General features: G+C 33.7%; 11 protein-coding genes. 8 read left to right on the top strand and 3 right to left on the bottom strand.

Annotated features, from left to right (window positions below):
* Positions 1–198: 198 nt before the first annotated feature.
* From MUB18_RS21065 to MUB18_RS21040, 6 genes are all read left to right on the top strand, one after another.
* Positions 199–2,424: an alpha/beta hydrolase family protein gene (locus MUB18_RS21065; protein ID WP_248754545.1), complete on the top strand. Its 2,226-nt coding sequence runs from the start codon at positions 199–201 to the stop codon at positions 2,422–2,424.
* Between the two features lie 369 nt (positions 2,425–2,793).
* Entirely contained in the window at positions 2,794–5,259 is a 2,466-nt protein-coding gene (locus tag MUB18_RS21060) for a glutaminase family protein (protein ID WP_248755944.1), read from the top strand.
* A gap of 552 nt (positions 5,260–5,811) precedes the next feature.
* Positions 5,812–6,489 (top strand): hypothetical protein, encoded by a 678-nt coding sequence (locus MUB18_RS21055; protein ID WP_248754544.1) that lies wholly within the window; start codon positions 5,812–5,814, stop codon positions 6,487–6,489.
* Positions 6,490–6,617: 128 nt separating this feature from the next.
* The gene (locus MUB18_RS21050) at positions 6,618–6,950 is read left to right on the top strand and encodes a hypothetical protein (RefSeq protein ID WP_248754543.1); all 333 of its coding nucleotides are present in this window, start codon (positions 6,618–6,620) and stop codon (positions 6,948–6,950) included.
* Between the two features lie 3 nt (positions 6,951–6,953).
* On the top strand, positions 6,954–7,235 hold the full coding sequence (locus MUB18_RS21045) for a hypothetical protein (protein WP_045753466.1): 282 nt from the start codon (positions 6,954–6,956) through the stop codon (positions 7,233–7,235).
* Positions 7,236–7,239: 4 nt separating this feature from the next.
* Positions 7,240–8,871 (top strand): PepSY-associated TM helix domain-containing protein, encoded by a 1,632-nt coding sequence (locus tag MUB18_RS21040; RefSeq protein WP_248754542.1) that lies wholly within the window; start codon positions 7,240–7,242, stop codon positions 8,869–8,871.
* Between the two features lie 292 nt (positions 8,872–9,163).
* On the opposite strand, the gene MUB18_RS21035 is transcribed toward MUB18_RS21040, so the two are convergent.
* A complete protein-coding gene (locus MUB18_RS21035; RefSeq protein WP_094772794.1) occupies positions 9,164–10,117 on the bottom strand; it encodes a helix-turn-helix transcriptional regulator in 954 nt (317 codons plus the stop codon).
* 439 nt (positions 10,118–10,556) lie between these two features.
* On the opposite strand from MUB18_RS21035, the gene MUB18_RS21030 reads away from it, so the two are divergent.
* On the top strand, positions 10,557–11,819 hold the full coding sequence (locus MUB18_RS21030; protein ID WP_045753468.1) for an NAD(P)-binding domain-containing protein: 1,263 nt from the start codon (positions 10,557–10,559) through the stop codon (positions 11,817–11,819).
* A gap of 37 nt (positions 11,820–11,856) precedes the next feature.
* Here MUB18_RS21030 and MUB18_RS21025 read toward each other — a convergent pair whose 3' ends face one another.
* Both MUB18_RS21025 and MUB18_RS21020 read right to left on the bottom strand, forming a co-directional pair.
* Positions 11,857–12,699: a GNAT family N-acetyltransferase gene (locus MUB18_RS21025; RefSeq protein ID WP_248754541.1), complete on the bottom strand. Its 843-nt coding sequence runs from the start codon at positions 12,697–12,699 to the stop codon at positions 11,857–11,859.
* Positions 12,700–12,794: 95 nt separating this feature from the next.
* On the bottom strand, positions 12,795–13,637 hold the full coding sequence (locus tag MUB18_RS21020) for a helix-turn-helix domain-containing protein (RefSeq protein ID WP_248754540.1): 843 nt from the start codon (positions 13,635–13,637) through the stop codon (positions 12,795–12,797).
* A gap of 217 nt (positions 13,638–13,854) precedes the next feature.
* Between MUB18_RS21020 and map the strand changes: the two genes are divergently transcribed.
* Positions 13,855–14,661, top strand: a complete 807-nt coding sequence (gene map / locus MUB18_RS21015; RefSeq protein ID WP_248754539.1) for a type I methionyl aminopeptidase — start codon at positions 13,855–13,857, stop codon at positions 14,659–14,661.
* Positions 14,662–14,698: the final 37 nt, after the last annotated feature.

Below are 14,698 nucleotides of genomic sequence, written 5' to 3'. Positions count from 1 at the left end.
TAGTACATCGTTTTTATGGGGTGATTTAATTTTTAACGATTCAATGAACATCTAAATGCAATAAATGGGTGTTGCAATCTAATTTAGATATTTTGAAAATAAATTGTAACATAACATAAAAACATACGACTAACAATGAAAAAAACTTAATTAATTATGAGGCAGATTTTTTACACAATTGTATTAATAATTTTGAGTATGTCAAACACGAATGCACAAATTAAAGGTGATTGGACAGGCACTTTAGATTATCAGGGGACCGCTGTCGGTATTATTTTTCATTTGACAGAGACGAATGGGGTGGTTCAAGGTACTATGGATGTTCCTCTTCAGGGAGCTGTCGGTATTCCGTTAACTTCAGTAACTTTTGAAAACAATCAGCTAGCGTTGAATATCGAACAGGCAGGAATCAAGTATGAAGGCACATTGGAGAATAGTAAAATCACTGGCACATATAGTCAAGCTGGTATTAAACTACCTTTGGTTTTAGCTAAAACTGTGATTACTAAGCCTGGGGATACCACATTGGTATCAACCGAAACTCAGTTAGCAGAACTTATCGCCTTAGATAAGGGGAATCATAAGTACCAAGTAGCGGATTATTTTGCTAAACCTAAACTTTCATCTTTTCAATTGTCACCAAATGGCAAGTATATCTCTTATCGTGAAAAGGATGACAAGAATAAACGCCACGTGATGGTTAAGGAAGTCAAAACTGGCAAAATAATTCGTGCGATCGAAGAGAAAGATGAACTTATTCGCGGTATGGGATGGATCAATGACGATCGTTTGGTCTATGTTATGGACCAAGGTGGTAATGAGAACTATCATCTATATGCCATAAATATTGATGGAAGTAATAATATAGATCTGACTCCTTTTGAGAATGTGCAAGCATCCATCTTGAATATGCTTAAAGAGCAAAAAGACTATATTATTATCCAAATGAATAAAGATAATAAGCAAGTATTTGAACCTTACAAAGTAAATATCAATACAGGAGCTTTAGAAAAACTATTTACAAACGAAGACCCTGCAAATGCTGTTGTCGGATATGATTTTGATAAAGATGGTAACCTTCGTGGATATAGCAAAATGCTTAATGGTATCAATACCCAATATTTCTATAAGCCACAAGGAACTACAAGTTTTGAAGTGTTTCATACGACCAAGTGGGATGAGACATTCAATGTAGTCTCTTTCAATTATGCTTCAAAAAATCTTGATGAAGCTTATGTATTGACCAATTTGGATTCTGATAAATCAAGAATTGTGCTGTACGATCTTAAAAATAAGAAAATAATCAAGGAAATTTATTCCAATGAAGAGTATGATGCGAATTTAATTTCGTTATCAAGAAAACGCAATTGGGAGATTGATTTTGTCGGTTACGAAGGTGAAAAAGTTGTAATCAAACCCATAAGCGAAACATTCAAAAAGATATATAGTAACTTAGATAATCAATTTAAAGGTTATGAGTTTTCTATCTCTGGAAAAACAGATCAAGAAGATCAATTACTTGTAATTGTTCAAAGTGATAAATTATATGGACGCTATTACCATTACGACACTAAGAGCGGAAAAGCAACATTATTGGTTGATTTGATGCCACAATTGAAAGAGGAAGATATGGCGGTGATGCGTCCTATCACGTTTAAATCTCGCGATGGTTTAACACTGCATGGATACATTACTTTGCCAAAAGCAGCTCTTGATGGTAAGCGAGTACCTTTGATTGTCAATCCTCATGGAGGACCGCAAGGTATACGCGATAGTTGGGGGTTTAATCCTGAAACTCAGCTTTTCGCAAGTCGTGGATACGCTACTCTTCAGGTCAATTTCCGTATTTCTGGTGGTTATGGAAAGGATTTTCTTCGAGCTGGTTTTAAACAGATTGGACGTAAAGCTATGGATGATGTAGAAGATGGAATACAATATGTCATTGATCAAGGGTGGGCTGACAAAAGCAATGTTGCGATTTATGGCGCAAGTCATGGAGGATATGCCGTGTTACGTGGGCTGGCGAAAACTCCTAACCTATATAAAGCAGGCGTAGACTATGTCGGAGTTTCTAATATTTTTACGTTGATGAGCTCAATTCCTGAATATTGGAAACCGTATAAAGAAATGTTGTATGAGATCTGGTATGATCTGGATAAAGAAGATGAAGCAGCTATAGCAAAAGAAGTTTCTCCAATTTTCCATATTGATGCGATCAAATCACCCTTATTTGTAGTTCAGGGAGCAAATGATCCACGTGTCAAAATTGCCGAGGCAGATCAGATTGTAAAAGCATTGCGTGATAAAGGAGTAGATGTTCCTTATATGGTTAAATATGATGAAGGTCATGGATTTGGTAAAGAGGAGAACCAAATTGAATTTTATAAGGCCATGATGGGATTCTTTAGCAAGCATCTTCATTAATAAATATACTACTTAAAAGATTAGGAAAGCTGTCTACTCAATTAGGAGGGGCAGCTTTCTTTTTTATCCTTATTTTGTGATCTCTTTAGACAAGGGCATTGCATTTATCAAGTACAGTTTGTTGGAAATATACACGATACATCATATTTGCTCAGGACAAGTAATTGGAGCATATCAAAATGATAAGATTTGAGCATATATTGATACGAAGTAGCGATTGATTTAGAATTTTTAAAGCGTTATTTGACTAATGAAATTAAGCTATACTTTTTAGAATCATAATACTCCTTGAATAACTTATTTTTTGAGGTATTAGCTTATTTGAATTTAATAATATGTTTTAATCCTTTTTATAACCTAATTACTGTGATGAACGAATTGAAAAAAATAAATATTTGGTATTTTTTGACCTTTTTTTTGGCCATATGTCAAGTGCAGGGGCAAGATAGGAAAGCGCCTGCATATCCTCTAATTACGCACAACCCGAATTTTAGTATATGGTCAACTACTGATAATCTGAATGAATCAACGACTAAACATTGGACTGATGCCGATCATTCGCTATTAGGATTAATCAATGTAGATGGTCAAATCTATCGTTTTTTAGGAAAGGAAGAACCAAATTATAAAACGATACTAAATGCGTCTGATACCAAGCCTTATGACGTGCAGTACACAGAAGTTAAACCTGGTGGGGATTGGATATTATCGGACTACGATACGAGTCATTGGAAGTCAGGTATGGCCGCGATTGGTGATGATGAAAAACATGTGAAGACACTTTGGAAGTCAGATCATATTTGGGTAAGACGTACATTTAATATTACAGATCCTGCGAGTATCAATGATCTCTACTTAAAAATAAATCATGATGACAATATCGAAGTATTTTTGAATGGGAAAAAGGTATATCAAAAAAACGGATGGACCAATAGTTTTCAATATCAGCCAATTAGAAAAGCTGATTTGAAAAAAGGAAAAAATGTGCTTGCTATTCATGTAGCAAATACTGCAGGTGGGCGGTTTCTTGATTTCGGTTTGGTTGATAAATTGAAAGAAAGCGGACCAAATGTGCAGATAGCGGTACAAAAAGATGTGGAGATTACTGCAACTCAAACCATCTATAACTTTGTAGCAGGAAAGGTCAATCTTAAGCTTACTTTTACATCACCTTTGCTTATGGATGACCTGACATTATTGTCTAGACCAATATCGTACATTACTTACAGTGTAAGGGCTAACGATGGTAAATCGCACGCTATAGATGTGCTTCTAAGTGCTTCATCAAATATTGCTGTATATAAACCATCGCAGGAAGTAAGTGCTCAAAATTATGGTACAGATCACTTATCAATATTGAAAACAGGTACTGTGGAACAGCCCATATTACAAAAGGGTGCGGATAATATGCGAATCGATTGGGGATATTTCTATGTAGCTGCATTAAAAAAAACAGGTGCAGTTCAATTTGTCACTCCTGTTGGTGCTGCAGTTGATGCTTTCAGAAGAGGATCTAAAGTTTCTACCGTATCAAATGGCACATCACTAGCTTTGAATACAGTCATACCCTTTGGTAGCGTAGGCAATAATGAAGTAAATCGTTTTGTTGAGTTGGGCTATGATGAAATATATGCTATCCAATATTTTAAAAACAATTTGAGACCTTGGTGGAATAATTCAGGTAAAGAGACGATAGAAGATCAACTCAATAAAGCTGCGTTAGATTATCAATCTGTGATGGACAAATGTGCTGCATTTGACAAACAAGTTTATACAGATGCCATTAAATCTGGGGGAAAGGCCTATGCACATCTTAGTATCCTAGCTTATCGTCAAAGTATCGCAGCTCATACATTGGTTAAAAGTCCGGCAAATGAACTTTTATGGCTTTCAAAAGAAAACAATAGCGGTGGTTTCATTAATACCGTGGATGTCACTTATCCATCAGCTCCGCTTTATTTAATCTATAATCCCGAATTATTGAAAGGCATGTTGAATGGGATTTTTTACTTCAGTGAAAGTGGTTTGTATCCACATCCTTGGGCGGCACATGATTTAGGGACCTATCCTTTGGCCAATGGTCAAACTTATGGAGAGCCCATGCCAGTAGAAGAATCTGGCAATATGATTATTTTGACAGCGGCTATTACTAAAGTGCAACAAGATGGTCGTTATGCTAAAAAACATTGGAAAACTCTTACCACTTGGGTTAATTATCTTGTTCAGGAAGGATTTGATCCCAAAACCCAATTATGTACAGATGACTTTGCTGGGCATCTTGCTCGCAATGCTAACCTTTCAGTAAAAGCTATCGTAGGTATTGCCTGTTACGCACAAATGGCTGAAGTATTAGGAGAAATTGAGACCGCTAAAAAATATCGCAACATCGCCGAAAATATGGTTGTCAAATGGATTGATCTTGCGGATGCTGGAGATCATTATGCGCTTACTTTTGATAATAAAAATACTTGGAGTCAAAAATATAATTTAGTTTGGGATAAAGTGTTGGGATTAAACCTGTTTCCACAGCAGGTATATGATACTGAAATAAAATACTATTTAACTAAACAAAATAAATTTGGAATACCGTTAGATAGTAGAAAAGCTTATACAAAAAATGATTGGATTTTATGGACAGCAGTTTTTGCGCCTAACCGTGAACAATTTGATGCTTTGATAAAACCTGTTTATAGGCATGCTATTGAAACTGAATCACGTGTTCCTCTTAATGATTTTTATGATTCCAATACCGGTATTCGTGAAAATTTCAAAGCTCGGAGTGTCGTAGGAGGTTTTTATATGAAAATCTTAGCGGATAGGCTTCAGAAAAAATAAAACTAGTTGTATGATCTTAAAAAAGATCTTAGAACCTAAATAAGCTAAAATAATGATCGGGACAATGGTTTCGATCATTGTTTTAGCTTATTTATTTTGATAGAAGTCTCCCTTGTCAGGCTCGTTTAGAGTCATTCAAATTTTCCCAGTTGAAATTTAAAAAATCTATCCCCTCTCCATTTAAATAATTTTAGCACCCTCATAGGATATAGCACTTTTTCATTTATAGGGTCCGCTTACTATTCTAATAAGATTGATTTCAATTGTTCTTCGTGGAAAAAAATAAAAAGTGTTGATTAAGTAATCGTTGTTATCAAGTATGCTCTAACCAATTTAATATGAAGAATTAAAGAAATGAGTAATTATTTCATTACGATATATAAAACTTTAATCCGATTTCTTATCGATAACTCAAGATAAGTTCATGAAAAATTAATGGTGTAGAAATAGAAAAATCGATTTGTATATATGGGTATTGTTTGTATATTTGCTCACTATGTTTAATTAATCTAAATAAGAATGAAATACCTAAAACACTTGTCAATCATGATAATGATGCTTTTTGTAAGTAATCAAATGGTAAAGGCACATGCTATATGGATCGAAAGCAATCCTATAGGCAGCAAGAATCAATCACATACCATCCGTATTTATTATGGAGAATATGCAAGCGGAGAAATTGAAAAAACGAAGAATTGGTATTCGGATTTAAGTCAATTGAAATTGAATTTGTTAGATTCAAAAAATAAGCAAGTTGAATTGCATTTGACGGATAAAGGAACGTATTTAGAAAGTAGTTTTATCCCTGATGAGGATGGTATTTACCAAGTTTTCATTTCTCATCCTGCAAGAGAATTGGGCGGAACTACACGTTATGAATTTATCGCACAGAATCGTATTCAAGTAGGCGAAGCCTTAAACTATTCGTCAATTCCTTTGGACACTCACTTCGTATTTACTAATCAAGTACTGAAAGTAAAAGATCTAGTAGAAATTCAATTGTTACGTGGGAGTAATCCAATTGCAAACGAAGAAATTTTATTGATGTCTCCCAGTGGTTGGAGTAAAACCTACAAAACAAATAATCAAGGAAAGATTCAGGCAGAGGTTATTTGGCCAGGTACTTATGTGATCGAACATAGTCACATGACTGATCAATCGGGAAGCTGGAATGATAAATCTTATACTAAAAATTGGCAAGGTCTTACGGCAAGTTTTCAAGTAAAGTAAGTTACAACAGATTGCTATAATTGCGCTACTATGATAGCGCAAGATTTGAATGTTGTATGCTATAATGGCGCTTATGAACATGTTAATATCCCTGTTCTGTTTTTCAATATAATTTATTTTATAAAATCATGATGAGTACTGTTTGCTTTATTTTATTTGTAGCTTTTATGTTATGGATGAATACCTCCAAACGCATTGCTTGGAAAGATAAATCTAAACTTTTGACCTATATGTCTGTGCGTCAAAAGCAATCGCGATTAGTGGCAATAGCATTATTTTCTGTAGCAATAATTATGTCAATTTATACCATAGGGGTTGCCTGTGGTTTGTTTGCCTTTATTGTTATTTTGATGTGCATGGGATGTCTAATTGTATTATTCTTTCCATTTTCTTATTTCGGAATTAGAACTGTTTTAGGTCTCTATTTATGTTCCTTTCTAATTGAAATCCTTATTCATTAATATATGCCTGCTAATAAGAAATATTTAACAAAATCTCCTTGGATAAGACTTTGTAGAATTTTATTGGGAACCATTGGTGGTTATACGGTGATGCTCAGTTTTCATGTTTTGCTAACCGAATTTTTCCCCAAAGAGAATGTGATCGCTACCGCATTTTTTACAGGATACTTGCTTTGGGCATTTTTATTGTTTTGGGCATTTTTAGAACCTAAATTGCTTCGCTTAGTCCTCACATACGTCGGTCTTACTTTGCTGTTTTCTTTGCCTTATCTAATCAATCATTAATATTATGGATCAGAGAAAATACAATATTTATTTCCATACGCACACAATCAGTGGTATTATCATTGCTGCATTGCTTTTTGTCATCTTTTTTGCAGGTTCATTTTCATTTTTTAAAGATGATATCACCGCATGGCAAAAGGGTAAATCACATAGCCATGTACAATCTCAGGCTGATTTTAATTATGTGCTGGACTCGATGGGTACTAAACATAATTTGCTGGGTAGAAATTTTGACTTCTACATATTGAGAAGTGGACAAGAAACTTATGTTAATATGAGTGTCTCTCAAGATACAACCATTAGTAAGCCACAAGCAAAAAGTGAAAAATCTAAAGGACGTCGAGGCAGAGGTTTGAGAAACGAAGATTCAGCCTATTTTTTACACTCATTTGCTGATAAATCTCAAAGTTCTTATGAGGAGGGTTATAATATAGGTGAATTCTTGTATCGATTACATTTCTTGGCTCAGCTTAATCAAGTTCCAATTCGATTGGGAACACCTTTTGGATATTTAATTGCTGGAATTGTCTCATTCTTATTTTTATTTGCGTTGATAACTGGGTTATTTTTACATTGGGATAAAATCAAAAACAATTTTTTTCTATTTAGACCTTGGAGTAAGTGGAAAACTGTGTGGACTGATATGCATACCGTGCTTGGAGTCATAGGGTTTCCATTTCAACTCGTATTTGCTATTACTGGAATTATTCTTATTGTCAATTTTGCTCTAATTGGACCTTTTAGCAAATTACTTTATAATGGTGATCAGGAAGAATTATATCAGGATCTGCAGTATAATCGTAAAATGGAAGTAACCTATAGTTATCAACCCTTGTCCAAGTCTTTTGATGTAAATGCGTTTGTCAACAACTGGATGAAAGAGTGGCCTGAATCAAATATTTCTAGACTCTATATACGTAATTATGGAGATAAAAGTATGCAGATTGCATTGGAAACAACACCAAAGTCTAATGCCAATTTTGCGGGGTCTGGTTATGTTAGAATGCAAGTTCTTGATGGAAAGCAATTAGAAGTCAAATCTCCAAAAACGGATGCGACTTATGTGGATTGGGTGAAAAGTTTGGTTTATCACTTGCATTTTGGCGATTATGGCGGTCGTACGCTTCGTATCGTTTATTTTGTACTAGGCCTATTAGGCTGTGTTGTGATTATTTCAGGTATTATGATTTGGTTAGTTGCTAGGGAAAAACCCAATATTCCAACTTATAAAAGAAAGTTTAATTTCTGGGCAGCAAATTTATTCGTATCGATTTCGTTAAGCATGCTTCCAGTTACTGCATTTACGCTGATTATGCTAAAATTCTCTCCAACTATTAACCAAAGTTTAATCTACAATCTTTATTTCTACAGTTGGCTAGTCATGATTATCTATTTATTGATTTTACGAGATCTGACCAAGGTAAATAAGCATACACTCGTGTTATCAGCTATTTTAAGCCTAGGCGTTCCAATAGCAAATGGTGTAACCACCAACTTGTGGCTATGGAAGACGCTACAGGCAAAGTCTTATGATATTTTCTTTATTGATATACTTTTTATTACAATTTCAATATTATGCGTGTTCGCATTTCTCAAAGTAAAGAAACAAGGTAAATCTTTTAAAATATTGAAATAGCTCAAACGTAAATTGAAAATTATGCGAGTTTAATAATTGTTGTTAGCTTCATCTCTGAATGCAGAGATGAAGCTTTTTATTATAGATCTGATATCAGCAGGTAGAGCAATAGGAGCATAGAGATAATTGTCTTTCCAAAGTATTATCTTAATATTTTTCAATACTTAGGTTGATAATTTCAGATTATAGTTTATGACAATATGAGTCTTCTTTGATTAGGACTTTATCGCTAATTGATTTTTCTTCTCTACATAAACCTTTTATATATTTCGTGTCAAAGGTATCATTAGTATCACATCGAACCTGATGATGAATCAAAACGATTTTTTAATTTCCCAGGAGAAATGCCAAATTTCTTTTTAAATGCTGAAATAAAATGTTGCGGATTTTTATAACCGATATCATCAGCCACTTCATTAACATATTTATCTTCATCTAGTAAGAGACGTCTGGCTTCTTGCATTTTCATTTCGGTGATATAAACATGAATAGTAGTTCCAAAGAGCTCTTTAAACCCCTGCATAAGCTTTCTTCTGTTCATACCACTAAGTTGCGACAATTTTGAAATGGTTAAAAATTCATTGATATGTTGATCTATGATCTGTTTTGTTTCATATATACGATCTCGATCTCTCTGTCCATATGAAAAAGAAGTATGCTGTTTATGATCTATATTTTGCTGTATTTGCAATAGAAAAAGCTCCATCATTTTTGCTTCCAAGAATAAAGCTCTCATCTTTGAGCTATATGGATTATTTACTATTTGCGCAAGGATACTGTACATTGCCGGGGTAATAGCCATTGCATCTCCTTGGTACATATTAGGAGTATGCATCGTAAAGTCATTCATCAACTTTTCAAAATGAGATATACCGATTCTGATCTCAAAAAAACTTCCATCTTTTACCGGAGACATCAAGATTTCTTGTTTATTATCTTTTTGATAAGTGAGCATATTGTTTCCATGGGTTAAATCTATCGGTTTTCCTGAGCGTTGGATACAGCTTGCTCCACTGACTCTAAAATGCATCTCTAAGACTTCCTTTTCTATATCAATATGAATATGTTCATTATGGTTTAAAGAATAATCGCATTGTATAAACTGTAACGAATCAAAAATGGTTTCATGAAACAAAAATACCCCTCCTGATTTTGTTTCGACCTGATTTTCTTTTTCTAAATAATGTGCAAAGTTTTCACTTTGTAAATTATACCGGTGAATAATTGTCTTTTCCTGATTTTGCATTGTTACGTTACTTTTAATCACGATTGCGTTATCATCGCTACGTATAGAATAATGACCTTTGTACAAAGCTAAACAATTAGTGTTTGAGAAGCGAAATGATCATATTCAAACTAATTAATAAGGATAAATATTTGTCTTAAGTCTACATAAGTATTAAAGTAGAATCTGTCAATAGTTTGTGAAACAGACATCTGAAATTTTAGTGAACGTATGTGTGCATTAAGCATACTTCAGTAAAAGCGGTTTTACGGATGTTGATATCTTGACATACAGTATTAATAACACATTAGGAAATGATAGTCCTGCTATAACAACTCATAAGATTAGAAGATCTGTTTGCAGGGGCTCACTCAGGTAGATGAATTGGACCTAGAAAGTGTAAATTTTACTATGATATCCAGGTATAGAATAAGAACTGAATTTTATAAATAATTAAAAAATGGAAATATTTGATGTTATCATTATTGGTGCAGGACAAGCTGGACTTGCAACTAGTTTTTATTTAAAACAGCATAAAATCATACATGTTGTCTTAGAACAAGATAGCATTGCTTCTTCGTGGGAAAAACAACGTTGGGATTCTTTTAAGATGAATACACCCAATTGGATGAATCTGCTACCAGGCAGGGAGATACATTCTCAAAAAAGACATCATTTTATGACCAAAGACGAATTTGTAGATTATTTGAAAACGTATGTTTTACAATTTGATCTACCGGTTTTAGAAAAGCATAAAGTAGTTGCTGTTGAAAAAGTATCCGAAAATTTTATAGTAACGATCGATGAGGAAGGAATGCAACATAATATCTTGACAAAAACAATAGTTGTTGCATCAGGTATTATGAATAAGATTTTATTCCCAAATTTATCAGACTCGATTCCAGAGCATATTTTACAAGTCCATGCGGCCAATTATAAAAATCCTATGGAGCTACCGGAAGGAAATGTACTGATTATTGGGGGAGGGCAATCTGGCTGCCAACTAGCTCAAGAGTTAACCTTGGGCAATAGAAAAGTATATCTAGCTGGTAGCAAGGTGGCTAGAGCTCCTCGTCGTTACAGAGGTAAAGATATTATGGAGTGGATGGAGCAGTTAGGAACAATGGATATATCTACCATAGAATTAGCAGATAACCCAAATTTGGATGCTACCCAACCTCAGGTTTCTGGTGTGGGCTTGTTGGGACATACTATAAGTTATCAATCTTTGCATCGGATGGGTGTGACTATTCTAGGAGGATTAAAAGGTGTTGATCATGAAAATTTATATTTTGAAGATAACTGTAAAGAGCATATTCGATATGCAGATGAGACTTCAGATGCGATTAAGAAGAATGTTGATCAATATCTTAAGAAATCTCCTGAGATCGCTGTCTCCAATACTGATGAAGATCCTTCAGATGTTCCGGATCATGCTTATCGATCAGCGTCAGATCTTAAAATAATTAATTTCAATGATTGTGGAATAACTACACTACTTTGGGCTACAGGATTTGGATATGATTTTAGTTATTTGAACAGTTCTTTGCTGGATAAAATTGGAAAACCTAAACACATCGAAGGTAAAATGATGATAGAAGGGCTTTATTGTATAGGATTTCCTTGGCTAAGGAAGAAAAAATCAGGGTTAGTATATGGCGTAAATGAGGATGCGAAAATAATTGTAGAAAATATTTTACATCAGCTTCAAAATTTGGGCTAATGTTTACCTGTTTTTTATGAAATCTTACTTTAAATCTTTAAAGAATTTTTTTCATCTCAAACTGAGCTAAATAATCGACAAGTCCTAATTGTTTGAAAAATGATATGGCTTCTAAAGAGATATGATCTACATTTAATACATATATTTCTTTAGAATTGATCTGTTGAGTCATCGTCATTACAAGTTGTGTAGCTATACCTTTGCGTCTATGTGCTGGAGAAATTGCTATTTGTTGTATTTTTTTTGAGTTAGCATTATAGATGAGATAACCAATTAATTTTTCGTCTATAAAGGCACCTAATATCGTGAGATGTGGTCCAGCTTTTTCTAAAGTTGGAATAGCATTTTGCCAAGAAGGTTTTATTGTCCAAAAACGAACAAATTGATCCCATTGAAAATCCTGTAATTCTCTAATTGTTGATGCACAGGATTTTTTAACCGTTTGCACAGATCCTTTAAAACAATCTAATGTTCTATTAACTTGATACCCCATTTTTTCATACGCTCGTATCGCGGCATTGTTACCTATTATTACTTCCAAACGCATCTGTACTACTGCACGTGTTTTTAATTTTGGTAATAAATATTGGTACATTTTACCGACTAAACCTCGACCGCGATATGCTGGAATAATACCTGTCGCAGCATTATAAGCTGATAATTTTCCATCAACAATCTGTAGTGCATGAAGCATAAAACCAACTAACTGACCAGATGAAAAAACTCCAACTGATAAGTCCAAGTGTATATTCTCGGTAACAATTTTATACTCTAATTGCTCGATATTAAGGTGTAAGGGCACTATATAATCTGAAAATGATGCATTTAAAACATCTGCTATATCTGCAGTTGTACAATTTTCTAAAGTGGCAATCTCCATTATATATTAATCTTCAAATTAGTAGTCTTCAGCCAAGATTTACTAAGTTAGAATATTTCATGGTAGTTAGTGATTTTTCTCGGTTGTTTGTTTTCTTATTTCCAGTTATAGTGAGTCGGAGAGACACCTATGATTTGTTTGAATTCTTTAAGAAAATGATTGTAGTCATAGTACCCTGATGTAAAAGTATGTGATAATACATCTTGCGGAGTATTTTTTTGACACTTACCGTACATAAATATAAATCGTTGTAAAGAAATATATTTTTTAGGTGAAATTCCCAAATACTTCATAAAACTTCTTTGCAACCATTTGCGGTTTACTTTACCTCCGAGTTCAAGAATTAAAGCTGATACTGTAATATTACCTTTTTTGTTATCAATTTTTTCCAATGCAGATTGTAAGAGATAAGGATGATTTTCAGCTATTTTATAAGTGCTGAATATTGATTTTAATAACTGCATTTGATCCGCAAGTGTTTCCTTTTGGTATAATTGATTGAGAATTTCTGTCCAGTTTTTATTCATAATATCACTAAAACTACAGAAAGGCTTTTTTAGAAAAAAATGGGGTTCTATATTAAAAATTTTATAAAAAGAAGCCGGTTTAAAACGTATTACAATCATATGTGATAAATCTACCGGTAACTGCCAATATGTATTTTGTATAATACCACAACACACCCAGGCCGCATTTAGTTTAATGAGTTCTTCGGCATTTTTAAGATGAACAACATCAGTTTTCTTTGGTAGAAAAATTAAACAAGGATTTCCATCATTAAATAAGGGTTGACTTGGTTGTATATCTGTACATGAAAATACATAAGCTCCTAAGATATGTTCAGATTTAAAAAATAAATCCGGCATGTTTAAAGGATCTAATAATTCTGCATTAAGAGACTCTGCTAATTTAATATTTCCTAAAAAATTGATGGGCATAGTTTTACAAAATTACTTAAATAATTGTCAATTCTATTACAAAATAATTGTCCAATTTTTACTTTCTGACTCTAATTGATTAAAGTACTTTTGTTTAAAATGATTTTAAAATCAATTGGTTATACGATTATAATATTCTGTGTGGCTTATCTTTATATAAAAGAAAGTCGCTCCATGATTTAAAGCCAACTGACATGACTAAAAAAGAAATATTTTTATGAATCCCATCATCTATAAAACAGAAGAAGAAATAGCATTAATGACCATTAGTACCAGATTGACTAGTGAAACATTAGCAGCCATAGCAACGATCATTAAACCGGGTATAACAACTGTTGAGATCGATAAATTTGCTAATGAATTTATTCGGGATCATGGAGCAATACCTTCTTTTTATCAATTTGGTGGGTTTCCATACCATATCTGCACTTCTGTAAATGATGCTATTGTGCATGGAATGCCCAATCATCAAATTTTAAAAGAGGGAGATATAGTTTCTGTTGATGCTGGGGCGTATAAAAATGGATTTCACGGTGATCAAGCATATACCTTTATCATTGGAGAAGTCAAGCAAGAGGTATTGCAGTTGGTGAAAGTCACTAAGGAATCCTTGTTAAATGGTATTGAACAAGCTGTACATGGAAATAGAGTAGGAGATATTAGCTATGCAATTGAATCACATATTGCACCATATGGATATGGAATCGTGAGGGAATTGGTCGGTCATGGACTAGGTCGTAACTTGCACGAGGGGCCAGATATTCCTAATTATGGACAGCGTGGCAAGGGCAAAGTCTTGAAAGAAAATTTAGTGATTGCTATCGAACCCATGGTCAATTTGGGTACACATTACAATCATAGGGCAGAAGATGGTTGGACGATCCGAACAAATGATAGAAAACCAGCTGTCCATTTTGAACAAGATGTATGTATCAAAAAAAATGCTCCTTTGATGCTAACAGATATTAAAATTATTGAAGAAGCTGAAAAATCAAATTTTAACTTAAACTCTTCTTATTACTAGTCCATATCGTTTTTTCTTATCCGAGTGATAACTATAT

It is taken from the genome of Sphingobacterium sp. PCS056 (assembly GCF_023273895.1).
Classification (GTDB): domain Bacteria; phylum Bacteroidota; class Bacteroidia; order Sphingobacteriales; family Sphingobacteriaceae; genus Sphingobacterium.
This window is presented reverse-complemented; position numbering and strand designations above follow the sequence as displayed.

Bases quoted from the DNA above. Each gene is read 5' to 3' on its own strand.
- MUB18_RS21065 (WP_248754545.1), top strand. From the start codon at position 199: ATGTCAAACACGAATGCACAAATTAAAGGTGATTGGACAGGCACTTTA.
- MUB18_RS21060 (WP_248755944.1), top strand. From the start codon at position 2,794: ATGAACGAATTGAAAAAAATAAATATTTGGTATTTTTTGACCTTTTTT.
- MUB18_RS21055 (WP_248754544.1), top strand. From the start codon at position 5,812: ATGATGCTTTTTGTAAGTAATCAAATGGTAAAGGCACATGCTATATGG.
- MUB18_RS21050 (WP_248754543.1), top strand. From the start codon at position 6,618: ATGATGAGTACTGTTTGCTTTATTTTATTTGTAGCTTTTATGTTATGG.
- MUB18_RS21045 (WP_045753466.1), top strand. From the start codon at position 6,954: ATGCCTGCTAATAAGAAATATTTAACAAAATCTCCTTGGATAAGACTT.
- MUB18_RS21040 (WP_248754542.1), top strand. From the start codon at position 7,240: ATGGATCAGAGAAAATACAATATTTATTTCCATACGCACACAATCAGT.
- MUB18_RS21035 (WP_094772794.1), bottom strand. From the start codon at position 10,117: ATGCAAAATCAGGAAAAGACAATTATTCACCGGTATAATTTACAAAGT.
- MUB18_RS21030 (WP_045753468.1), top strand. From the start codon at position 10,557: ATGGAAATATTTGATGTTATCATTATTGGTGCAGGACAAGCTGGACTT.
- MUB18_RS21025 (WP_248754541.1), bottom strand. From the start codon at position 12,699: ATGGAGATTGCCACTTTAGAAAATTGTACAACTGCAGATATAGCAGAT.
- MUB18_RS21020 (WP_248754540.1), bottom strand. From the start codon at position 13,637: ATGCCCATCAATTTTTTAGGAAATATTAAATTAGCAGAGTCTCTTAAT.
- map (WP_248754539.1), top strand. From the start codon at position 13,855: ATGAATCCCATCATCTATAAAACAGAAGAAGAAATAGCATTAATGACC.